Source organism: Polaribacter dokdonensis (genome assembly GCF_024362345.1).
Taxonomy (GTDB): Bacteria; Bacteroidota; Bacteroidia; order Flavobacteriales; family Flavobacteriaceae; genus Polaribacter; species Polaribacter dokdonensis.
Genome location: NZ_CP101505.1, coordinates 1,166,883 through 1,191,340, shown reverse-complemented (window position 1 = coordinate 1,191,340; position 24,458 = coordinate 1,166,883). Strand labels below are relative to the sequence as shown.

18 protein-coding genes and 3 tRNA genes are annotated in these 24,458 nt (G+C 30.0%); 6 read left to right on the top strand and 15 right to left on the bottom strand.

All coding sequences use genetic code 11. From position 1 onward, the window contains the following. The first annotated feature begins 9 nt into the window (after positions 1-9). Positions 10-1,257 carry a tetratricopeptide repeat protein gene (locus LPB302_RS05400; RefSeq protein ID WP_053972778.1) on the top strand — a complete coding sequence of 416 codons (1,248 nt, stop codon included), beginning with the start codon at positions 10-12 and terminating at the stop codon, positions 1,255-1,257. A 56-nt stretch (positions 1,258-1,313) separates the two neighbouring features. Here the strand turns inward: LPB302_RS05400 and LPB302_RS05395 are convergent, their stop codons facing one another. Further along, complete coding sequence (locus tag LPB302_RS05395; protein WP_053972777.1) at positions 1,314-2,081, bottom strand: C40 family peptidase; 768 nt, start codon at positions 2,079-2,081, stop codon at positions 1,314-1,316. A 15-nt stretch (positions 2,082-2,096) separates the two neighbouring features. Further along, a complete protein-coding gene (locus LPB302_RS05390; RefSeq protein ID WP_053972776.1) occupies positions 2,097-3,272 on the bottom strand; it encodes an acetyl-CoA C-acyltransferase in 1,176 nt (391 codons plus the stop codon). A gap of 127 nt (positions 3,273-3,399) precedes the next feature. Between LPB302_RS05390 and LPB302_RS05385 the strand changes: the two genes are divergently transcribed. The 5 genes from LPB302_RS05385 (at position 3,400) to LPB302_RS05365 (ending at position 6,491) form a co-directional block, all read left to right on the top strand. Beyond that, positions 3,400-5,463, top strand: coding sequence for an HD family phosphohydrolase (locus LPB302_RS05385; protein ID WP_053972775.1), 2,064 nt, complete (start codon positions 3,400-3,402; stop codon positions 5,461-5,463). A gap of 100 nt (positions 5,464-5,563) precedes the next feature. After that, a tRNA-Ser gene (locus LPB302_RS05380) sits at positions 5,564-5,646 on the top strand. A gap of 11 nt (positions 5,647-5,657) precedes the next feature. Then, positions 5,658-5,732: transfer RNA gene (locus LPB302_RS05375), tRNA-Pro, on the top strand. A 29-nt stretch (positions 5,733-5,761) separates the two neighbouring features. After that, positions 5,762-5,835 (top strand) — tRNA-Arg (locus LPB302_RS05370). Positions 5,836-5,993: 158 nt separating this feature from the next. Further along, entirely contained in the window at positions 5,994-6,491 is a 498-nt protein-coding gene (locus LPB302_RS05365) for a hypothetical protein (protein WP_053972774.1), read from the top strand. Between the two features lie 671 nt (positions 6,492-7,162). On the opposite strand, the gene LPB302_RS05360 is transcribed toward LPB302_RS05365, so the two are convergent. From LPB302_RS05360 to LPB302_RS05300, 13 genes are all read right to left on the bottom strand, one after another. Further along, complete coding sequence (locus LPB302_RS05360) at positions 7,163-8,035, bottom strand: sugar phosphate nucleotidyltransferase (RefSeq protein ID WP_053975246.1); 873 nt, start codon at positions 8,033-8,035, stop codon at positions 7,163-7,165. 1 nt (position 8,036) lies between these two features. Further along, a complete protein-coding gene (locus tag LPB302_RS05355) occupies positions 8,037-9,116 on the bottom strand; it encodes a mevalonate kinase family protein (protein ID WP_053972772.1) in 1,080 nt (359 codons plus the stop codon). Positions 9,117-9,122: 6 nt separating this feature from the next. Then, positions 9,123-10,754: a beta-N-acetylhexosaminidase gene (locus LPB302_RS05350; protein ID WP_053972771.1), complete on the bottom strand. Its 1,632-nt coding sequence runs from the start codon at positions 10,752-10,754 to the stop codon at positions 9,123-9,125. A 13-nt stretch (positions 10,755-10,767) separates the two neighbouring features. Continuing rightward, positions 10,768-12,294: a hypothetical protein gene (locus LPB302_RS05345; RefSeq protein WP_053972770.1), complete on the bottom strand. Its 1,527-nt coding sequence runs from the start codon at positions 12,292-12,294 to the stop codon at positions 10,768-10,770. Position 12,295: 1 nt separating this feature from the next. Beyond that, on the bottom strand, positions 12,296-14,587 hold the full coding sequence (locus tag LPB302_RS05340; protein WP_053972769.1) for an FdhF/YdeP family oxidoreductase: 2,292 nt from the start codon (positions 14,585-14,587) through the stop codon (positions 12,296-12,298). Continuing rightward, positions 14,580-15,386, bottom strand: a complete 807-nt coding sequence (gene fdhD / locus LPB302_RS05335) for a formate dehydrogenase accessory sulfurtransferase FdhD (protein ID WP_053972768.1) — start codon at positions 15,384-15,386, stop codon at positions 14,580-14,582. The genes LPB302_RS05340 and fdhD overlap by 8 nt, the downstream gene beginning before the upstream one ends. Positions 15,387-15,585: 199 nt before the next feature. Further along, on the bottom strand, positions 15,586-16,761 hold the full coding sequence (locus LPB302_RS05330; protein ID WP_053972767.1) for a class I SAM-dependent methyltransferase: 1,176 nt from the start codon (positions 16,759-16,761) through the stop codon (positions 15,586-15,588). Positions 16,762-16,767: 6 nt separating this feature from the next. Next, on the bottom strand, positions 16,768-17,850 hold the full coding sequence (locus LPB302_RS05325; protein ID WP_053972766.1) for an AI-2E family transporter: 1,083 nt from the start codon (positions 17,848-17,850) through the stop codon (positions 16,768-16,770). Next, positions 17,850-19,127, bottom strand: a complete 1,278-nt coding sequence (locus LPB302_RS05320) for a hypothetical protein (protein WP_053972765.1) — start codon at positions 19,125-19,127, stop codon at positions 17,850-17,852. Before LPB302_RS05320 ends, LPB302_RS05325 begins: the two co-directional genes overlap by 1 nt. Positions 19,128-19,177: 50 nt before the next feature. Next, a complete protein-coding gene (locus LPB302_RS05315) occupies positions 19,178-19,843 on the bottom strand; it encodes a pyridoxamine 5'-phosphate oxidase family protein (RefSeq protein WP_074613578.1) in 666 nt (221 codons plus the stop codon). After that, positions 19,840-20,130, bottom strand: a complete 291-nt coding sequence (locus LPB302_RS05310; protein WP_053972764.1) for a DUF1272 domain-containing protein — start codon at positions 20,128-20,130, stop codon at positions 19,840-19,842. The genes LPB302_RS05315 and LPB302_RS05310 overlap by 4 nt, the downstream gene beginning before the upstream one ends. Positions 20,131-20,222: 92 nt before the next feature. Next, entirely contained in the window at positions 20,223-21,095 is an 873-nt protein-coding gene (locus LPB302_RS05305; RefSeq protein WP_053972763.1) for an RluA family pseudouridine synthase, read from the bottom strand. Between the two features lie 59 nt (positions 21,096-21,154). Continuing rightward, entirely contained in the window at positions 21,155-24,397 is a 3,243-nt protein-coding gene (locus LPB302_RS05300) for a S41 family peptidase (protein ID WP_176966509.1), read from the bottom strand. Positions 24,398-24,458: the final 61 nt, after the last annotated feature.

Here is a 24,458-nt window from a genome sequence, read left to right as displayed (position 1 = left end):
AGAAACAAAATGAAAAAACAAATATTAGCGCTTTCTTTAGGATTGATGACGATTGGAGTATTAGCGCAAAAGAATGAATTAAAAGTGGCTGAAAAGGCACTTAAAAAGAATGATATAGCAACAGCCAGAACTGCTATTCAGTCTATAGAAAGTATGGAGAGTTCAATGGAAGATAAGTACAAAGCAAAATACTATTTCCTAAAAGGGCAGGTGTATGGTAAAACAGACGTTAATAAGGCTGTTGAAGCTTACAATAGTTTGTTTGATTATGAAAAAGCAACTAAGAAATCTAGATATACTCCATTAGCAAAAACAAAAGTAATGGAGCTTACACAGTTTGTATCTCAAAAAGCAGTTACAGCTTATAATGAAACTAAAGATTACAAAACAGCTACAGAGAACTTTTATTTAACGTATCAATTGAGTCCAACAGATACATCTTTCTTATACAATGCAGCAGTTAGTGCTTCTTTACAGAAAGATTATGATACTTCTTTAAAGTACTATAATAAATTACAAGAGTTAGGATATACAGGTATTACTATGCAGTATATGGCTACTAATAAAGAAACTGGTGCTCAAGAAAATTTAGGAGGAAAAACACAGAGAGATTTAATGGTGAAATCTGGTGATTATGAAGCACCACAAGATGTACCTACTGCATCAAGACAATCTGATATTGTAAAAAATATTGGTTATATCTTAATTGCACAAGGTAAAACTGATGAAGCGATTGTAGCTATCAAAAAAGCTAGAGAAAATGATCCAAAAGATTTAAACCTACTTTTAAATGAAGCGCAATTGTACATTCAATTGAAAGACATGGAAAAGTTTGGAACTTTAATGGAAGAAGCTATTCAGTTAGATCCAGAAAATCCTACTTTATTTTTTAACTTAGGAGTTGTAAATCAAAATGAAGGTAAAAAAGAAGAAGCAATTGGTTATTACAAAAAAGCAATTGAATTAGATCCAGAATATGGTGATGCTTACATGAACTTAGCTGTAGCAATTTTATCTGGTGAGCAAGCAATTGTTGATGAAATGAATGAAAACTTATCAAACTTTAAAAAGTATGATGAATTACAGGGTAAACAAAAAGAATTATACAAAGAAGCTTTACCTTTTTTAGAAAAAGCAGATAGTATTAAGCGTTCTGAAGATACTGTAAAGTCATTACTAAATATTTATGATATTTTAAGAATGGAAGATAAAGCTGATGCTTTAAGACCAATTTATAAAAAAATGAGAGGAATGTAATTTCCTTTAATAGAAAATAAAAAAAACCGAAATCATTTGATTTCGGTTTTTTTTATTTAGATAATCTTTTTAATTACCCTTAGTTTGTGTGTATGCTTTTGTAAATCAGCATTAAAAATTCCACTATGATCTAAGGTATCAATTCTAACTTTTCCATGAGCGTGAATTATATTGTAATTATTTAATATAATTCCTACATGAATAATTTCACCTTCTTCATTATCAAAAAAAGCCAAATCTCCAGGTTCGCTTTCTTCAATAAAACTTAAAACCTCACCTTGTGTTGCTTGTTCATTAGCATTTCTTAAAAGTTTATAGCCACAAAGTTTATAAACCATTTGTGTAAAACCAGAACAATCTATACCAAAAGGAGTTTTACCTCCCCATAAATAAGGCGTGTTTAAATAGACATAAGCTTTCTGTAGAATTTCTTCTTTAGGTAAAGTTTTGTTTAAAATAGAACCTTCAAATTGATAATTCTCATTACCTAAAGTAAACTTTTGTTGATTATAATTAGGTAAGTTTGCTCCTAAAGGAATTGTAAAAAACTCCTTAGTTACGTTCGAAATAAAATCGATTACCTCACCAGAATAAACTTCTTTAGATTCTTTTAGTTTTTGAAATTCAGAATATTCTATTTCTTTAAATTGTTTGTTATCAATAAAACCTTCACAATTATCAAAAGCTAGTTTTATTTTACTCCAGTTTTTGTCTTTTTCGATAATTTCAAAATATTCACCAAACAGCACTTGACTAATCATTTCTGATTGATCTTTTGGTTCTGCTCTTAAAGGAACAATACTTAAATTACAAATTCCGTACAAAAACTAGATTTTAAATTAAATTCTTTCAAGAACTAATGCACTAGCACCTCCACCACCATTACAAATAGCAGCAGCACCAATTTTGGCATCATTTTGTTTTAAAATAGAGGTTAAAGCTATCACAATTCTTGCTCCAGAAACACCTAAAGGATGTCCTAAAGAAACAGCACCTCCATTAACGTTCGTGTTTTCGTCAGAGATTCCTAAAATTTTCATATTTGCCAAACCAACTACAGAAAAAGCTTCATTTAACTCAAAGTAATCTACATCTTCTATGCTTAAATTAGCTTTTGCTAAAGCTTTTGGTAAAGCTTTTGCAGGAGCTGTTGTAAACCATTTTGGCTCATGAGCAGCATCTGCATAACTTTTAATTTTAGCAATAGGAGATAAATTCAATTCCTTTGCCTTATCTGCAGACATTAAAACTAAGGCAGCTCCTCCATCATTTATAGTTGATGCATTTGCAGCAGTTACTGTTCCTTCTTTTGTAAAGGCAGGTCTTAAGGCAGGTATTTTTTCTTTCTTAACATTTTTAAACTCTTCATCCTCAGAAAAAATAATAGGTTCTCCTCTTCTTTGAGGTATAGAAACTGGTACAATTTCATCTTCAAATTTTCCTGCAGCCCATGCATCTGCAGATCTGTTGTAAGATTGAATGGCAAATGCATCTTGATCTTCTCTAGAAAATTCATATTCTGCTGCACATTCATCAGCACATACACCCATGGCTACTTTTTCGTAAGCATCTACTAAACCATCTCTTTGCATACCATCTTCCATAGTAATTGGTCCAAATTTAGAACCAGTTCTTGCATGTTGATAGTGAGGTATAGAACTCATATTTTCCATTCCACCAGCTACAACAATATCAGCATCGCCTAATGCAATTGTTTGTGCAGCTAGCATAATAGATTTCATACCAGAAGCACATACTTTATTTACAGTGGTACAAGGTACAGAATCTGGAATACCTGCATGAATTGCAGCTTGTCTTGCAGGCGCTTGTCCAAGCCCTGCAGAAACAACATTACCCATAAATACTTCTTGTACTAAATTGGCGTCTAAGTTTATTTTATCTAAAGCACCCTTAATGGCAACAGCACCTAGTTTTGTGGCAGGAATAGAAGATAAACTCCCCATAAAACTACCTATAGGTGTTCTTGCTACAGATACAATTACTACTTCTTTCATACTATATATTTTTATGTCTTAATTCGTTTGTTTGTCTTGCGAAAATAACCATTTTAAATCAAAAAGAAATCTTAATTTTTAGGCTTCATTTTTTTACTGTAAGTTTGTTTTTATAACGCTAGTTTTTATGAGTGATTTTATCAATAAAATATACAGAAATAACACTATTATTTACAAGGTAATTCTATTTCTGATAACCACAGTTGCTATCGTTTATTTATTTCCTAAAGGAGGGCAATTCAAGTATGATTTTAATAACGGTCAGCTTTGGAAATATGACAATTTGTATGCTACTTTCGATTTTGCAATTCAAAAAACGGAAGAGGAAATTAATTTAGAAAAAAAACAAATAGAGGTAAATGCGAAACTCTATTTTCAATATGATAATGATATTGTAAGTCAGGTAAAATCTTCTTTCACAGAGAAAATATCTAAATTAAAAATAACAGACTCTTTAACAGAACCAGATAAAATAAATTTAAAGAGAGTAGGAGATAATATTATTAAGAAGGTCTACACTTTTGGGTATTTAGAAGTTGTTAGCGAAGATAGAGTATCTGAAGAAGATGAGATTATAGCGTTAAAAAAGGAGAATGAAGTTGAAGATATCCTTTTTAAAAGTCTTTTAAATTCGAAAGAAGTTTTGGCCTTAATCAACAATAATATTGGTGATAAACCTCTTTCCTATAACCAAAAGTTACTTTTAAATATATTAGCGAGTATTATTAAACCAAATGTATCTTATGACAAAGAGTTTACAGAGAAAATAATTCAGAATGATATTGATCACATTTCTTATACAAAAGGTAAAGTTTCTGAAGGAGAGTTGATTATCTTGAAAGGGGACATTGTAGAGGGCAAAAAACTAGCTATTTTAAACTCGCTAAAAAGTGAGTCAGAATCTAAAATTTGGACAGATTCCAATTACAACTGGATTGTATTAGGATACACCATTTTAGTTTCCTTAGCCTTATTAATGTTGTTGTTGTTTTTACATAAATACAGAACAGAAATTTATGAAAATAACAATAAAGTAACGTTTATATTTTTTAATGTATTCGCAATAATTTTTATTCAGACTCTAGTTATAAAATACAATTCAGATTATTTATATGTAGTTCCTTTAAGTATTCTGCCAATAATTATTAAAGCATTTTTTGATGCAAGGTTAGGCTTGTTTAGTCATGTTTTAACGGTTCTTCTATTAGGATATATTGTACCCAATAGTTTTGAATTCATTTACTTACATATTATTGCTGGTATAGTTACTATTTTAACAGTATCAGAACTTTATAAAAGAGCAAATCTGTTTATTTCTGTAGCGCAGATTACAGGAATATATATGTTAACCTATTTTGCATTTTCTGTAATTAAAGAAGGAAATGCTTCACAAATAAACTGGGATTATTTTGTGTTGTTTGCAATGAACGGTTTACTTTCTTTTTTATCAATAATTTTAATTTATATCTATGAAAAAGTTTTTGGATTAGTATCAGATGTTACTTTGTTAGAGTTATCAAATACAAATACTAAACTTTTGAGACAATTGAATGAAGAAGCACCAGGTACGTTTCAACATTCCATGCAAGTAGCAAATTTAGCTGAAGCTGCTGCCAATGAAATTGGAGCAAATTCGATGTTAGTAAGAACAGGAGCTCTATATCATGATGTTGGTAAAATGCTTAATCCAATGTATTTTATAGAAAACCAATCTACTGGTGTTAATCCTCATAATGATTTATCTCCTAGAGACAGTAGTAAAATAATAACTGACCATGTAATAAAGGGTGTTGAATTAGCTAAGAAAAATAATATTCCAGATCGAATTATAGATTTTATTAGAACACATCATGGAACAAGTTCTACCTATTATTTCTATAAGAAAGAGCAAGAGCTTAATCCAGATACAAATGTCGATATTGAGAAGTTTAAATACAAAGGGCCTATTCCTTTCTCTAAAGAAACTGCTATATTAATGATGTGCGATGCTGCAGAAGCAGCTTCTAAAAGTATTAAAAACCCAACAGCTCAATCTATAAGTGATTTAATTGATAAAATCATTGATAAACAAATGGCCGATAATCAATTTGTGAATTCTGATATCACTTTCAGAGAGATTAAATTGATTAAAAAAGTAATTAAGAAAAAGCTAATGAACATATATCATTTAAGAGTAGAATATCCAGAATAAAAAAACTTAATAAAAAGATTAAAAAATCTTGGTAAATTGTAATTCTAATATTACATTTGCACTCGCAATTTATTTCAACTATTTCATAGTAGGAATTTATGGAGAGGTGGCAGAGTGGTAATGCAGCAGATTGCTAATCTGTCGACCTTTTTGGTCGCCAGGGTTCGAGTCCCTGTCTCTCCGCAAATTGCACTCGGGGTGTAGCGTAGCCCGGTCATCGCGCCTCGTTTGGGACGAGGAGGTCGCAGGTTCGAATCCTGCCACCCCGACTTTGTTTTCGTAGAAACATAAAAACTACGGGCTCTTAGCTCAGCTGGATAGAGCACCTCCCTTCTAAGGAGGCGGTCGAAGGTTCGAATCCTTCAGGGCTCACTTAAACCATCACAGAAATGTGGTGGTTTTTTGTTTTATAAAGGTTTTGTTCATCTTAACAAACATCTCAATTCGACTGCCCTTAAAAGCCATTTGACGAAAATTATTAAACTGGAGCTAATTATGGACTAAATTTGTAGAGAACAAATACCCTAATTATGAAAACGATTAAAAAAATAACTGCTTTATTTGTACTACTAGTTGGAATTTTTTCATTCACCAAAATAGAATCGAATCCTGCTAAAAACTCCGTAAATCTAAATAAAATTGATGTTATAGAAACTCTGAATAACGAATATTTTGAATGTAGGCCTTCTTCTAAAATTATGTTTTATGTAGAGTCAACTATACTAAAAAAGGCTAGAGGATACAATGTAGTAAAGGCAGATGTAAAGCTTTTGGATAGAATATCTGGTAAAAGTAGATTACTAGCTTCTCAAAATGTTTTAATACCATTCAGTAAGGATGCCATTTTGGAAATTTCAGAAATAAACGATTTTCACAATAATATCATTTTAAAAAATGGGGATACTTTATTGAGTGCAGAAAAAACCAATGACTATCATTTTAATGATTTGGTTCAATATAGTTCAATCTATAATAGTTATATTAACTCTACAAATAAACTATTAAATACAACTAGAGCTCAAAACTAATTTCTAATATTCCGTTTTAAATATTAGTAAATTATATATAGTTTTTAAAAATCTATATACTAGTTTAATAAAATTAAAAATAAAAGGGAATAGTGTTATGAAAAAAATCATAACCATAAAAGCGTCTAAAAGACTCTCAACTCCTTCGTTTGAAGCTAAATAAAAACCTGAAAAGTATAATACTACTGCTGTAACTAAAACGACTATCGTTTGCTTAAATATAAGTTTATTCATTATTGTGGGGGAATTACAATTTAAGTAAATGTACAAAAAAATATTTAATCGTAAGAATTAGAAGATTTTGAGACTTAAAACTCTTTTAAAGCATTTGATACTTAATGTAGCAAAATTTCCTAAAAATGGGAAAAATGCTAAAAAGAAAGCTATTACAACTAGACCATCTGATAGGTTTTTTAAGTTTCCAATTGTCATTAAATGTATTCCTGAGAAATAGAGTATAACTGAAGTGAATGCAAGCACACACACTTGTTTTATGGTATGTTTATCCATAATTAAGGGGTTAAGGGGTTAAAAAGTGTTGCAATATACTATTTTTAAGAGAAATATTTAATTTAAGAGGTTAAATGTTAATAACTTGTGTAATCTAGATCTATAAATTATTACCTAAATACATGTTTAACATTAAATAGCTAATTATAGTTGATTAGTTATTACCAATCTAAATTTTCTGGATAATTCTGTTGTATAAATTTTTTAACGATCTGAATATCGTCTTTTGCTGTTAAGTCTGGGACGTGTTCTGAAAGTGGAATTGTTAAAAAACTAATTGGGTTTTCATCAATGGAATTTATAACAACAGTTGGCAATTCTTTTTCATCTCGTTTTGGATTTACAGGACAATTTTTTAGATGTTTATAAATTGTTGGTCCATCCAATTTAAAAATATTCATGCTTACCCTAATTTTACCATCTTTATCTTTGTAGTTTTCTGCTTCTTCATTAGTAGGTTTTTCGATAATATCCTTAAGATAATTGTTATTATCTAAATTCATTATTGCAAAAGAGTAAATTTTATTTTGTGAAAACTTTAAGTGATCTCTATCATAAGAAATAAGTGCATTTTTGTTTAAAGATTTTCTCAATAATCTTAATGCCTTTATGGAATATAAATTATCACTATTACAAACCGTAAATTGTTTTAATTTTAATTTAGGAAATTGTTCTAATGTATGTAAAACAGCATCTGCAGTACCAAAAGGTTTTTCTCTATTCTCAGGAATTGTTTGAATAGGAAAGGAAATATTTAAATCTTTAAAATTATTATTTTCAGTTTTTGATCCATAGAACTTTTTAAAAAGAGCACCGTTTTTATTGATAACAATGTAAACATTTTTATAGCCAGCTTTTTTGGCATTATAGAGTAAATAGTCCATTAAAGGTCTATTGTCTTTACCAACACCAATTAAGCTCTTACTTCTATTGTTAGCTTGTTCTGCATCCTTAATGTTAAGGTTTTTTGAAACTGCTGGTTTCTTCATTCTAGAGGACATGCCACCTGCTAAAATGATTAAATTGTTATGCATATTATTCAATTATTCTTGCACCAGAATCAACATTTGCAAAGTATACACTTTTAGATCCTGCTTTAATTAATGCCTCTGTAATTTTATCTTTATTTTTCTCATCTGTAATAACTGCAATACTTCCTCCACCTCCAGAACCCACAATTTTTGCGCCTAATGCTCCAGCAGATAAAGCAGCATCAATCATTACATCAATTTTTGGAACCGTAATTTTAAGCAGCTCTTTTAAGTAATAATGATGCTTATTCATCAAATTACCAATAGCTACAAGATCTAATTTATCTTTCTTAAATTCTAGAAGAGCATTTTTTGTAACTGTATAATTACCAATAGCAGCTTCTAAATAGGGTTGTAAGTCAATTGGTAATGATTTTAGATATTTATCTAACTCGTTTATGTTTGCTGTTTCTATTTTAAAATCAGGTAGCTCTTTTTGAACTTCTTGAATCGCTTTCCACGAATTTGTTTTTAATCGATGTAATAGGGCAGTGGTTTCCTTTGGAACTCCTGAATCTGCCATAATTAAACCAGGAACTGGATTTTTTAAAACCTGATAGGAAAACTGATCACCTGTTTCCAAATAAATGATATTTCCAAGTCCAATACTGTATTGATCCATTTTACCTCCTGGAGCGTTTAACTCTAAAACTTCAGCTTCATAAGCTAATTGAGATAATTTTTCTGGAGCTAAAAGTGTTTCAGGTCCAAAGGCTTTTATTAGAAATTGAATCCAAGCTACTGTTAAAGCAGAAGAGCTTGAAGTACCAGAATTAATAGGAATGGTACCTGTTATTAAAATAGTATAACCAGAATTAGGAATGCAATTATATCTTCTTAAAACCTGAAGGCTAGATTTTAAAAAATCACCTGGATTAAGATTCTCTTCATTTGCATCTATAGGTATTATTCTTTTTTGATTGATGTCTGGTAAATCAATAACAAAATTATTAGTCGTGTTTATAGTTGCTTTTATGGTAATATGTTTGTCAATAGCGCAAGCAATAATGGGTAAACCCAAATAATCTTGATGATCACCAAATAAACAAGTTCTTCCTGGAGCAATAGAAATTATTTCTTTCAAATTAAATTATTTTTTTTCTACATAATCATCTGGAGCAAAATAAATATCTTTTGCAGACCATCTTTTTTGTAAATTTTTCAGATTTATTTTAAAATCACTAAAATCTTTCTTTTCTAAATTCGTCCAGCCAACTTCTGCATATGCAGCAATTCTAGGAAATACTTTATAATGCATTTCACCATCTGTTGGAATCCATTCTCCCCACATTTGACACCCTAAACCTATTACTTTATCATGATACTCATTACTTAAATCTTTAGGGATAGGATTAAATGCATACGATTTTGATAAGGGTAAGTTTTTATATAGATAATCTAAATAGGTAGATGAATGTAATGAATTTACAATTTCATAGCCATTTTTAGCAGCTGTGGTTGCTAATTCTACATCACCTTTCCAAAAATGAACTATACTTTCTTTTGCTAATTTTTGTGAAGTTTTGGTATCACTTTTATCTTGATATTCGTGTAAATTATGTCCCATAATTTCGTTCCAACCCATCATTCTTCTGCCTTTACTTTGTAAGTACTTAGAAATTGAGTTGGTAAAATATACTTGTAAGTCTGCAGGAGTTTTTAAATTCTTTTTAGACATGTATTGTTTTACAGAAGATGAATTTTTCCAATGATTGTATTTTACTTCATCACCTCCAATGTGAATAACTTTAGATGGGAATAATTCCATTACTTCATCTAAGACATCTTTTAGAAACTGTGTAACTCTTGGGTTTGTAACATCATAAACATCTTTACCTACACCAAACTTTATAGGTACTTCTATTTCTTTTTTGGAGGTACCTAACCAAGAATAAGAAGCAATTGCAGCTGTGGAATGACCAGGCATTTCTATTTCTGGGACTATGGTAATATTCCTTTCTTTTGCATAAGCTACAATTTCTTTTATTTCGTCTTGAGTATAGAAACCTTCATGTGATTCCGCAGATTGAATAGGGCTTTCCCATTGTAAAGGACCAATTTGTGTGCTTTTTCTTTTAGATCCTATCTCAGTTAATTTTGGATATTTTTTAATTTCAATTCGCCAACCTTGATCATCCACCAAATGCCAATGAAATATGTTCATTTTCAAATAAGCCATTTCATTTAAAAGTAACTTTACTTGTTCTTTTCCTTTAAAATATCTAGCTTCATCTAGCATAAATGCTCTCCACTTAAATCTTGGTTTATCAATTATTTTAATTTCTTTAATATCTATTTCTTTTTCATATTTAGAATAGTGAGCGTTATAAGAAAGTAATTGCATTAAAGTTTGAGAACCATAAAACCAACCAGCACTGTTTTTAGCACAAATAGTAATTGTATTTTTTTCTATGGTTAATTCATACGCTTCATTTGCTAAACTATTATCTGTTTGAAATTTGATATAGTTTTTTAATGGTTTGTTTGTAGCTTTATTTTTTAAAGATAATTTGAATTCACTTTTAAAATAGTCTCTCAAATCTTCTGCTAGTTTTACTGTTTTATCAGAAGAAATGATTTTAGTATTTTCATTAATAGTAAATGAATTTGAGCCCTGAATTATAGAATTTGGCTGTGGTATAATTTGAATGTTTTGTGCTTTAATAACTGAAAAATTTAAAACTAAAATTAGAAATAGGATAATATAAAGTGGTTTTTTCATAATTAGATAGAAGTTAATTTTTCATTTTTAAAAATGAAATATGATATTTTAATCCGAAATTAAAAGCAGTACTACTTAAAGAACCTCCTTTAGCTTTTACATACCCAGCAGCACTTCTAAAGCTTAAGTTATCATTTAATTGATAATTAAAACCTAAACTTGGTTTTACAATTAAGCCTTCTCCAGTGCTTATATCTCCACCACCAGCAGCTCCTCCTAAAGCTTGTAAAAAGAAAGACATTTTATTATTTAAAAATGGATTGGTTTGTAATCCTAAACCTACAATTCCTTCAGCATAAGCGCCTGCGTTTCCAAAATTAGCAAAAGAGGTTTGCCCAGTTATATAAACATTTTTATTAAGGTTTAAATTTATTTGAAGCGAGATCTGATGTAAATCTTCAGTAGGATTTGAATCTCTTTCAGCATTAAAATAAATATCATGCTTTGTGATTATTTCTAAACCTTTAAATTTACCTGAACTAAAGTTTTTATTTGATTTTATTCCATTTCGTTCTACATAATATTTTAATCCAACTCCTAAAGATGAGGTATAGAAATGGGAATTAGGAGACATTACAAACCCTTTATTTACAGAAATATAAATGTCATTAAAAATTCTTTGTTCTAGAGATAAATCAGGATAAATTAAAAAACCACCTTGCGAATCTATTCCACCTCCACCACCTGCACCTGCTCCAAATTTAGCAAGTATATTTGTGCTGTTGTTATTAAGTGAAAGATGATATCCACCTCCTAAAAACACGTCCATATAACCAGCTTTTATGCCATCAAAAGCACCATCTACTTTTACAAATGCAAACCAATTCTTAGTAAAATAAGATGCTAATTCAAAACCAGCTAATTTTATGGTTTTATCATTATTTATACCTTGAGTATCTCCCTTAATTTTTAACGTATTTAAATGTAGCATTAAAGAAGTTCTTTTGGAGTTTATATTCCAGTCAGATTGTTTTAATGCATCAATTTTAAATTCATTTTCAGAGGAATTATAAGAAGCATAGTCATAATTTAATGGAATTTCTAAACCTATATTAATTTGATGATTTTTAATTAAACCTCCATCAAAAAAGTTAACATAACTCCAGCCAGAATTTAATGAAAAGTGATTAAAATCATATCCAAGATTAGCATGTGGCAAAATAAATGCACCTCCACCATCAGGAGCTGCAGCACCACCTCCACCTCCAAAATGAAAGCCTGTATCTATATAGAATTTAGAGTTTATATATTTCTTAATTCCTGCATTTACACCAAGTGTGAAAAAACCACCTCTTTCACCAGAAATGGCACCATAAATACCAACACCTGCATAAGCCCAATCGTTTAGCATAAGATTGTAATGTATACCAGAAAATCCCATGTTTTTTTCATTAGGAATACTGGTTTCTGGCATATCAATAGATAAAAAATCTAGTTTAGCAAAAGCCTTCTGTGTTTCTTTTTTGGGAATTACTACAGTTTGAGCATTGCTTAAATAACATGTGAATATTAATAGGAATAAACTTAGAATTTTCTTCATTTTATCTTTTATGAATTGTAATAATTACTGTTTTTGATGTTGGTGTGTTGCTAGTTCTGCCTGTACTTTGTATTGGAACCAAAACATTAGCTTCAGGAAAGTAGGTAGCTGTACATTGTTTTGGAATGTTATAAGGTAATGCTAAAAATCCTTTTGCCTCTCTCACTTTATCATTAAAGTGGCTTCGTAAATCAACTAAATCTAATTTATTTATATTATTCTTTTCCATATCATGAGCATTCATGAAAAGTACTCTTCTTTCATTTAAAACACCTCTGTATCTATCATTTAAGCCATATATAGTTGTGTTGTATTGGTCGTGAGTTCTTATGGTCATCATAATAAATTGCTTTTCTGTTAATTTAATGTCAGAAATTGCATTTACTGTAAAATTAGCTTTACCAGTTGTTGTTGGTTTAAAATCATTGGCTCTAGCATTATTAGGTAAGTAAAACCCTGCATCTTCACGAACTCTTTGATTATAATTTTTAAAACCAGGTATAATAGTTGCTATTTTATCTCTAATGAAATCATAATTAGAAATCATTTTATCCCAATTTACGGATGTCTTTTTTAAAGTTGCTTTAGCAAGACCAGCTACAATTGCAGGTTCACTTAATAAATCTTCAGAACAAGGTTCTAAATGACCTTGAGATTTATGAACAATTCCCATAGAATTTTCTACGGATATAAACTGTTCTCCAGATGTCTGAAAGTCTTTTTCAGATCGACCTAAACAAGGCAAGATTAAGGCTTTTCTACCATGAATTAAATGACTTCTATTTAGTTTTGTAGAAACATGTACTGTTAAATTACAGTTTCGTAAGCCTTCTGCAGTGAATTCAGTATCTGGAGTTGCTGAAACAAAATTACCTCCCATTCCAAAAAACACCTTAGCTCTTTTGTCATGCATAGCTTTAATTGAATTTACAACATCAAAACCATGTTTTCTTGGAGATTCAAAGTTAAATTCAGCATCAATTTTATCTAAGAAAGTATCTGGCATTTTTTCCCAAATCCCCATTGTTCTATCACCTTGAACATTGGAATGACCACGAACTGGACAGGTACCTGCACCTTTTTTACCAATACTGCCTTTTAGTAATAAAATATTTACAATTTCTCTTATATTATCTACTGAGTTCTTATGTTGTGTTAAACCCATAGCCCAGCAAATGATAATTTTTTTATTGCTGATTATTAAGTCTGCTGCAAGTTTTATTTCTTCTAAAGTTAGGCCTGTTTGAGGCAGTAAATAATCTATAGAATAGGTTTCTAAATCATCTAACAAATCTTCAACTCCATGTGTTTTTTCTTTAATAAATTTGTAATCGAATACAGAGCCAGTATCTTCCTCTTCTTTAGCAATCATTAATTTTAGAATGATTTTTAAAAGAGCAACATCACCATTTATTTTTACCTGTAAAAACACATCAGTTAAATCTTGACCTGAACCTACCCATTTTAATGGGTTTTGTGGGTCTTTATAATTCATTAAACCAACTTCTGGTAGTGGATTTACTGTAATAATTTTACTTCCATTTTTCTTAGCATCTCCTAAAGCTGTTAACATTCTTGGATGATTTGTACCTGGGTTTTGACCCATTACAATAATTAAATCTGTATGATTAAAATCATCTAAGGTTACAGAGCCTTTACCAATACCTAAGGTTTCAGAAAGAGCAGCACCACTCGCTTCATGACACATGTTAGAACAATCAGGTAAATTATTAGTTCCAAATTGTCTTACAAAAAGTTGATATAAAAAAGCAGCTTCATTACTTGTCCTTCCTGAGGTATAAAAAATTGCTTCATCAGGAGAATCTAACCCATTTAATTCCTCTGCTATAAGGTTAAAAGCATCCTTCCAAGAAATTTCTTTGTAATGATTTGCACCTTCAGGTAAATAAACAGGATGTGTTATTCTACCTTTTTTTCCTATTTCATAATCAGATAATTTAGCTAAATTACTTACAGAGTAAGTAGCAAAAAATAATGGAGAAACTTTATTTCTTGTAGCTTCTTCAGCTACAGCTTTTGCGCCATTTTCACAATATTCTGCTAAAAAAGCTCTTTTCTCATCTGGATCTGGCCAAGCACATCCAGGACAATCAAAGCCATACGTTTGATTCAAGTTTTTTAATAAACTAATACCTCTAAATAAACCAGCTTCATTTTTTACATGTTTTACAGATGATGCAATAGCTTTAAAACCAACAGCTGAATGAGGAATATCTTTTAATTCTATTCCTGTAAGTTTTTCTGGTGTTTGGGCATTTGTTTTTTTAATCATGTGCTAAAAGATTAATTGAATTTGTGTTGGAGTATATGGTCATTTTATTTTCTCTTGTAAATCCTATTAGGCAAATTCCGAATTCCTTCGCAAAATCTACAGCTAAACTAGAACAAGCAGAAACTGCAACAATTACAGGGATTTTAGCTATAAAAGCCTTAATTACTATTTCGTAAGAAACTCTACCACTTACCAATAAATAATTGGCTTGCATTAGTTTATTTTTGGATAGTAAATCACCAATTGTTTTATCTACTGCATTGTGTCTACCAATATCTTCTTTTAAACTTAATAACTCACTTTTATCTGAAAAAATTGCAGCTGCATGGCTACCTCCAGATTTTTTGTAGGTATTTTGCAGTTTATTCATTGTAGCATACATGTCATGTAACTGACTACCTCTTAGTTGAAGGTTGTTCTCTAAACTGTTTCCTGTTACTTGAATGTCAGATAATTCTTTTTTACCACAAATACCACAAGATGAGATAGATAGTAGTGTTCTTTTGTTTAGGTAACCTTTTCCTAATTCATCGTTTGCAATGTTGATGTTTACAATTGAAGCTATTTTCAGTTCAGATTTTACAATGCTAAAATCGAAATCGGTGTTTTTTTTATAAATATCTTCAGCAAATAACAATCCTCTAACTAGCTCAACATCATCATTAGGAGTTCTCATTACAACTGTATAAGGTTCATTGTTGATGTTAATCTGAAGTGGAGCTTCTACAACAAGGTAATCATTAACTTTTGTGGAGTTAGATTTAGAAACTTTTAGACCTTGATATAGGGTAGATTGCATATGGTTGAAGATATATCTTTCTATACAAACTTAATGAAAAAGTACAAGCAAAAAAAAAGTCTCGATATCGAAATCGAGACTTGGGCTTTAGTGTCTTATACCCCTAAAAATAAAACACATAAAGTGATTACAAATATATATAATTATTTCAATAAAGAACAAAAAAAATAAGGAATGTTAACAAATTGATAAATTATACTTAAGTTTTACTACAAATAATAGTTATTAGCTCGTTTTTATTGTTTTTTGTGAAAAAGACATAAATAGATCCACCATCTTTAATTTTCGTCTCTTTTCTTAGCTGTGACACTGTTTTAGGAAAATTTCTAATAGTAAAGTTCGCTTTGTTATTTGGTAACAATTTCTTTAATTTCTTTTTATCATACTTTAAAACTGAATCTATTTTAAATGTTCTTCCAGGGAAAGTTATTAACAATTCTGATGTAAAAAGATGAGAATGTTTGTGTAATTTAAAGGTTTTTGTATGGTTTGCAATTTGTTGAAATGCGCCAGATTTTAAAATTGCGCTATTGGGTTCATACAAATAATTTAATGGAGATGAATAATCTGCTTGAGCGTTTTCATTATAGATAAAACTAAAGGTTTGTAGTTCTCCTTTTTGATGGTTTACTGTTTTAATTTCAATTGACTTGTTGTATTCTTTTTCCAGTAAAAACAATAACTCTTTTACCTCATTATTAACAGCTACTACATGAACCTCTTTTACATTTTTTAAATCGTTTATTGTGTTTGTAATATCTAAAATGGGAGATACTTTTATTAATATGTTGTTAGCTTTAGTAAAAAAGAAATCAATTTTAGGAGGTACGTAAGGCAAGCAATCTTTTAATAAAAATACTTTGCCTTTAACATCGCTTCTTCTAGATGGATCTATGTAAATAGAATCAAAATTGCTATCAGTGCTTTTTAAAAAATCAAAACCATTTCCAGAAAATGTAGTTACATTATTTATAGCTAACTTTTGGTAATTGTGTGATACAATTTTAGAGAGTTCATCATTAATTTCACAATGTGTTACTTGTTTAAATGATTTAGAAAAATAATAGCAATCTACACCAAAACCACCAGTAATGTCTATGATAGTATCGCCTTTAATAATATTCGATTTGTACTCAGCAGTAATTTCTGATGAGGTTTGTTCTATGCTAATTTTAGGTGGGTAATAAATGTTTTGTGTTGTGAACCAAGTTGGTAGTTTCTTTTCGGACTTTTGTTTTGCTACTATTTGGTTGGCTAGTTCTTGAGAAGAAATATCATCAAAAGGACTCCCTTTTAAAATCAATTTTGTGATTTCTGATTTTAATTTATCATTAATATATTGCTGTACTTTGTCCTTTAAAATATTTAAATTCAAGCGTGATTAAATGTTTTTAGTTAAGGATTTTACAATTTTGTTTTCAGACAAAAACTCTTTTAGAATAACCTTTAAAGCTGTGTAAGAAGGCACAGCAGTAATCATACCAATTACTCCAAATAATAAGCCTCCAATAATAATTACTAAGAAGATTTCTAATGGATGAGATTTTGTAGTTTTTGAGAAAATCATAGGCTGGCTCACAAAATTATCTAACACTTGAGCCAGAAAGTAAAAAATCATAATTTTTAGTGATGTTGGTAAAATAAATGCTTGAAAATCGTTACCAATATTACTAGTCATAGACAATGTAAACATTAATAAGCCTCCAATAATTGGACCAACATAAGGAATCAAATTTAGTAACGCACATAAGAATGCAATTACAACCGCGTTTGAAATCCCAAAAAATAGCAATACAATTGTATAGATGATAAATAGGATTGTGATTTGGAAAATTAAGCCTATAAAGTATCTAGACAATAAATTATTAATAACCTCTAAGGAATTTGAAAATCTATTTTCGCTATTATTTGGAATAAAAGTTAGAATGCCCTTCTTAAAAAGTCTACTATCCTTCATAAAGAAAAAACAGATAAATAATACAGAAAAAAGGCCAACACTTAAATTACCTAACGTACCTAAAATGGAATTGAAAATATTAGGAATGGTTTTAAATTGATTTGCAAAATCTATATTTTGAATTTCTTTTAAAACATCTATGCCTTTAGATGAAAAATAAGCGGTTATCTGATTAAAGATAGATTGTACATTGTACTGCAGTTTTTCTACCTCTAAGAGAGATAAACTTTTACCTTGTTCAATAATAAGAGGAATAAAAAGAACTACAATTCCTGTTAATAAACTTAACATGAAAATCATTGTAGTTACTACAGCTAAAGTATTTGGAAACTTGAGTTTTCTTCTTAAAAATAAAATTATTGGACGCCCAACTAAAGATAAAACTGCTGCAATTATAATGTAGGTAATTACAGACTGAATTTTAAATAAAAAGTAGAGTAGAAGCACTATACCAAGTATAATTCCTAATGCTCTTAAAATTCCGTTTGCAATTACTTTAGATGTCATTAATTATAGCCTTTAACTTCTCCCATACTTAATGTTGCTCCATTAGAGAAGGTATGATTTGTTGGCAATAAGGTACCACTTTCTGTAGTAATCCAATTTTCCCAAGTTGCTGGTGTACCATTCATTCTGCCATTTTTTAAATACATTTTATAGCTTTTTGGTACAAAGTTATCCTCTAATAACCAAACATAACTATCTCCAGGAGTTGTGCCACCAGAAGTATAGGTTACTCTTAAGCCAGTTTCGCCATCTATAGTTTCTAAAGTTCTAATTACTCCATCATCAAATAATTTATGAGGAGCTACCAGCCAAAAAGAATCATTATTAAAAATATCCCAAGCTCTTTTTACAATCTTTTCATCTGTATCTTCTTGTTTTTCACCTTCAAAAAATACAATGCTATTTTCTAAATCTTCTGGATTTAAATTTACTCGAAAATCTTCCCAAGAAACATCTACAATATGTTTTTCTTTATCCCATTTAAAACTTCTTCTACCTCCAAAACTCCATTCTAAAAATTTAGTTTTCGTATAATTTTCATGTTTTATAGCAGACAAAATTTTATTGGCTAGTGCATTGGCTTTTTCATTGTAGGCCTTAACATCACCTAATTCCATACCTAAATCAAATAGTGATAATGTATGACTTTTAGGTAATATAATTCCAGCTTCTGTAGTTTTGTAATTAGACCAAGTTGCAGAAACTCCACCAATTGGAATTATAGATGTCCACATTTTATAAGAAGTTGGTATATAGTTGTCATCTAATATCCATAAGTAAGAATCTCCAGGTGTAGAACCTCCAGAAGTATAGGTAATCATCAATGCATCTTTACCTTCATGTTTTACAATACTTCTTTCTGTGCCAGCATCAAAAATTTTATAAGGTGCAATTAACCAAAAAGAATCGTTGTTAAAATAAGCTTCTGCTGTAGTTATTAATTCTTGGTTATTTGTTTTATTACCATTTACATATACCTCAGATTTAGAGGTGTCTTTTGTGTTTAGAATCACCTTGTTTTCATCCCAAGAAACTTCAACAATATTTTTTTGTTTATGCCATTTGTAAAAATGTGCATTTCTAAAATTCCATTCTATAATCTCAGTATTTTCAAACGCCTCATGATTTATAGCATTGTACATTTTAATAGCAAGGGCTTCTGCTTCTTTACCTTTTTTACCTTCAGGCAATTTCTCGTTATTTATAAAATAGTAAACAATACCAAAAAGAAATAATAAGACTAATATTGAACTTACTATTTTTAAAAACTTCTTCATTTTTAGGAATTTAATTTAATAGCTAAATTATTAATTTTTAAAATAAGAAACTATTGGTTACCCTTATAATAATCTAAAATATGATCTGGTATTTTCATTTTTTCAGGCTTTCCTTTATCGGCTATTGGATATTCTGCAACTTGTTTAATAGGAACTATACCTGCCCAAATATCTAAATCGTAATCTTCTGGTTCATCATTTACACCAACATCTCTAATTTTTGCAGACCCAGTATTTATGGTAAATTCTACAACCAAAGTTCTGTCTAATTCTTTCTTATACATAGGCCTTAAAGAATCCCAATGATTGGGTATCATTTGATCTACAATCCATCTTAAAACTTCAGTTTTCTCTTCATCTTTTTCCACTTTTTTTAACCCCCCAAAAAGTGTAACAGACCTATAATTTACTGAGTGATGTAGCCCTGAACGTGCCAAAACCAAACCATCTAAATGCATTACAGTTATAGAGGTTTCTTTACTTTCTAAAATGGATAAAAGCATTCTATTTCCTGTAGAACCATGAATGTAAATTTTATTGTCTTTTCTGGCATAAGCCATTGGAATGGTTATAGGTTTACCTTCGTATATATAACCTACATAACACAAAAAACCTGCATCTAAAATGTTATTTATTTTTTCTTTTTCGTAAGTAGCTCTTACAGCACCTCTTTTAACTCTGTTGAGTTTAGATTGCGAATATTCTTCGTTTTTCATCTGTTTTCTGGTAAAATGTTTTTCAACTTTTCTGAATTTATTTTAGAAAGAGTTACATCTTTAGGTTGATAAACTCTCTTTTTTGATGCTGGATATTTCTCAATCATTTTTGAGGGTCTAATTGGTCTTTTAGTGAAATTACCACTACAACTTGGGCAAACGTTTTCGAAAATTTCTATAGCACAAGTCTTACAATAGGTACATTCAAAAGAGCAAATCATAGCTTCAGTTGATGTGTTAGGCAAATCTTTGTTGCAATGTTCACAATTAGGTCTAATTTCTAACATTTTAATCTTAAATATTTTATAAAGCTAAAAGAATATTTAAAATATAGTACACATAATGATCGACTTTTACGAATTGTTTAAAAATGTTTAATTTAAAAAATCTTTATATCTGGAAAAATTTTAAGAAATTTTTTAGGGATTTCTTTTGAAACAGAAATTTTTTCTTTTGTAAGAGGATGTAGAAATGAAATTGTAGCTGCGTGTAAATACAAGCCATTTCCTTTTAGTTTTAAGGAATTTATTCCATAGATTTTATCTCCTAATATTTGATGACCAATTTTAGCTAAATGTTTTCTTATTTGATGTTTTCTACCTGTTTTAGGCGATAATTCTACCAAATTCAAAAACTCAAAACGCTCAGATTTTACAGATTGTAAAACTTCAAAATTAGTAGATGCATGTTTATTGTCAATCTTTAAATTGATAACACCTCCAGAACACATTTTTCCTATTGAGATTGCAAAATATGTTTTTTGAATTTCTTTTTTTTGAAACAACTCACTTAGTTTTTGAATGGCAGTGCTTGTTTTTCCTACTAACAATAATCCAGAAGTTGGGTAATCTAACCTATGCACAGGTTGAGGTTTTACAGCATCTATTTGATTGCTTTTTTTTAGATTTTGAGCTAATGCATTTGCAATAGTTACAAACTTGTTGCCACTTACTAAAATGCCTGAAGGTTTGTAAATTATGGCTAAGTAATCATCTTCATACAATACTTCTAAATCTAATTTTAATCTTGTGAATGATTCTATTTCTTCATTTTCTAATAAAGCAATCTTTTCTCCTCCTGAAATATATTTAGAAGTGGTAGCAAGTTCATCATCAATTAAAATTAGTTTTTTTTTAATAGCTTTTTTAATCCCAGATTTAGTAGGTATTGTATTAAAAATACCCACTCCATATTCTTGAAAACGAACTGGTTTTTCTAATTCTAAAGCAATATGACTTTCTATAACTTTCAAGCAAAAATGAGTTTCATTAAAAAACAATTCCCACAAAAGTGGGAATTATTTTCATCATATTAGTTGTCTTTTTGATATCCTTTAGGTCTTTTAGAACGAATTGGAGCTTTTGGTTCTGGTTTTAAAATAAATTCATTGCCTTTTAATAAACGTAAAGCTTCTGCAACTGCTCTTTCTAATTGAGGATCTTTACCAGATAAAACTTCTTTTGGTGTTTGATGTACTTCAATATCTGGAGCTACACCTTCAGCTTCAACAGCCCAATTACCATCAACATCGTAAAAACCACCTCTTGGTGCAATCATTCTTCCTCCATCTATGAATCTTGGAGTGTCCCAAGTACCAACTAAACCACCCCAAGTTCTTGTTCCAACTAGAGTTCCTAAGTTTTTTACTTTAAACATATAAGGTAACAAATCTCCTCCAGAACCAGCTCTTTCATTGATAATCATCACTTTTGGCCCCCAAATTCCAGCCATTGGTGTTGTCCAAGGTTTTCTGCTTTCTGATTTGCTGTTAAAATAACCAACAACTTCTCTAGACATTATGTCTATCATATAATCAGCTGCAGAACCACCACCATTATTTCTTTCATCAATTACAACTCCTTTTTTATCCTGTTGAGAAAAGTAGTATCTATTAAAAGATGTAAAACCAGGGTTGCTAGTATTTGGAACATAAACGTAAGCTAATTTTCCATTTGATAATTCATCAACTTTTCTACGATTACTTTCTACCCAATCAATATTTCTTAAACCTCTCTCACTTGCTGTTGGTGTTATTAAAATTGACTTTGCATCTTTTAGAGATGGTTTATCATTTACTTTAATGTAAATTTCTCTACCAGCAGTTTGTTCTAATAATTGATAAGGATTCATTTCTGAAGTTAAATCTACGCCATTTATAGCTACTAAATAATCACCTTTGTTTACATTGATTCCTGGTAAACCTAATGGAGCAAAAATATTTGGGTTCCAACGTTCGCCTTTATAAATTTTCTTGAATCTATAGTAACCTTTATGCTTTTCTAAATCTGCACCTAATAATCCTACAGCAACTCTATTTACATTTGGTAAATCTCCACCAGAAACATAAGAATGCCCAATAGCAACCTCACCACTCATTATATCTACTACATAATTTAAATCTGTTCTGTGTCTAACATCATTTATCCATGGAGAATACCATTTGTAAATATCATTCCAAGGAGCACCATGAACATTATCTACATAAAGAAAATCTCTCATAAATCGCCATCCTTCTTTAAAGATTTGATGCGCTTCTGCTTTAGGATCTACTTTAATTTTTAAGTTAGTTTTTAAGCTCTCTTTACCTGCTTTTGCAGCAGTAGCTTTGTTTAAACTCCAGCTACTACCTTTAGATAATAAAATAGAACTAGCATCACTAGAGGCTGTCATAGAGGAAACACCTGTAGCAAACACAGTTGCTTTTTCTTTTGCAACATCAAAACTATGTAGGGTTAATCCTCTAGTATTCGGTTTTGATTCAGCAATAAAAACTTTGTTTTTTGGTCCTTTTAATAAACCAACGTAATTGCTGGCAGGTAAATCTAAAGCCACAGCTCTATCAAAAATACCATTTTCATCTATAATCGTTTTTTTGCTATTCTCTTTTTTGTCTTCTTTCTTTTTTGAATCATCAGACTTTGATTTAGGTTTTTCTTCTTCGTCTGTTTTTGGTAGATTAGGAGCTTTATCAGTTGAATTTAGTACAATAGAATATAAAGTTCTAGTTACACTAGGATCGTAAGAAGACATGTCTAGCCAACCAGTTTGTAAGCCATAATCTGTACTTGCTAAAGTATATATATATTTACCTGAAGCATCCCAAACAGGAGAAATAGCATCTGCAATTCTATCTGTGATTTGTACAATTTTTTTAGTACTTAATTGATATGCATAAACAGATTTAAAACTATTATCATTTTGTTTTACATAGACAATCCAATCACTATCAGGAGAAAATTTAGGATTCATTGTTCTGTTTGGATGTGCAAAACCATCAGCATCTGCTTTAACAATGTTTTTAGTGTCTAAATTAATAATCCAAATTACAAAATTGGTGTCTGTGTAAGCAATATGTTTTCCATCTGGAGACCAATCAGGTTGAAAATAAAAAGTAGGATTTGGTAATTTTATAAACTCTTGATTAGCTCCAGTTTGATCTGAGAGCACTAATTCATACTCTCCATTTTTATCAGAAAACCAAGCTACTTTATCTCCTTTTGGAGACCAAATAGGAGAACGATCTGCAACTCCTGATGAATTGGTTAAATTTCTCCAAGTACCATTTTCTTTAGGTATGGTAAAAATTTCTCCTCGATATTCAAAAATGGCTCTTTTACCTTTAGGAGATACATTTGGATTGGTTAAGTTTCTGCCAGAAACATTCATCCATCTTGTTCTAGAGTAATTTAAATCTCCTTTTACATTAATAACAATTTGATTGCTTTTTTTAGTTGTAGGATTTAGCATATGTAAAAAGCCTGCTTGTTCATATACAATTCCATTTTGATTGGCATCAAGATTTTTAACATCAAACTTTTTATGAAAAGTAACTTGTGTTTCTTGCTTTGTTTTAATATTGTAAGACCAAATATTGGCTGTATAATCTCTTTCTGAAATGTAATATACATCACCATTAAACCAAACAGGGTTTACATGTCTTTCACCATCTAATTGTGGTGTTTTAATTAATTCTTTAGTTTTAAGGTTTACAATCCAAATAGGCATTGCTTGTCCTCCTCTATAATTTCTCCATTCAGCATCCCAACTGGTAATAGGAGTGTAGGCAATATATTTATTGTCTTCAGAAATTTCACCAAAGGCTGCTCTTGGAATATCAAAAGCTTCAGGTAAGCCACCTTTTGTTGAAATGGTAAAGAATTTATTGGTTTGTGTAGGTCTGCCTTCTCTGTTAGATCTAAATAAGATTTTACCATCAGGTGTCCAACCTTGTACAATGTCTGAAGCTGAGTGATAGGTTAGTCTTTTAGGTTCACCACCGTTAATTGAAACTACATAGACATCAATATTTCCATCATATTGAGCTGTAAAAGCAATCCATTGCCCATCTTTAGAAAACTTTGGGCTAGATTCATAGCCTTCATCACTTGTAAGTCTTATAGCATTACCACCATTTATTGGTGCTTTCCATAAATCTGCAGCATGCACAAAAACTACTTGATTATTAGATAATGTAGGTTGTCTTAATAATCTTGTTCCTTGAGAAAAACTTGTATAGGTAAGAATTAACGAAAAAAGAAGAATTATTTTTTTCATGATTATAAAGTTTGGTTTAGTCTTTAAAGGTAAAGAAAATCAAACTTAAAAAAATCACAAA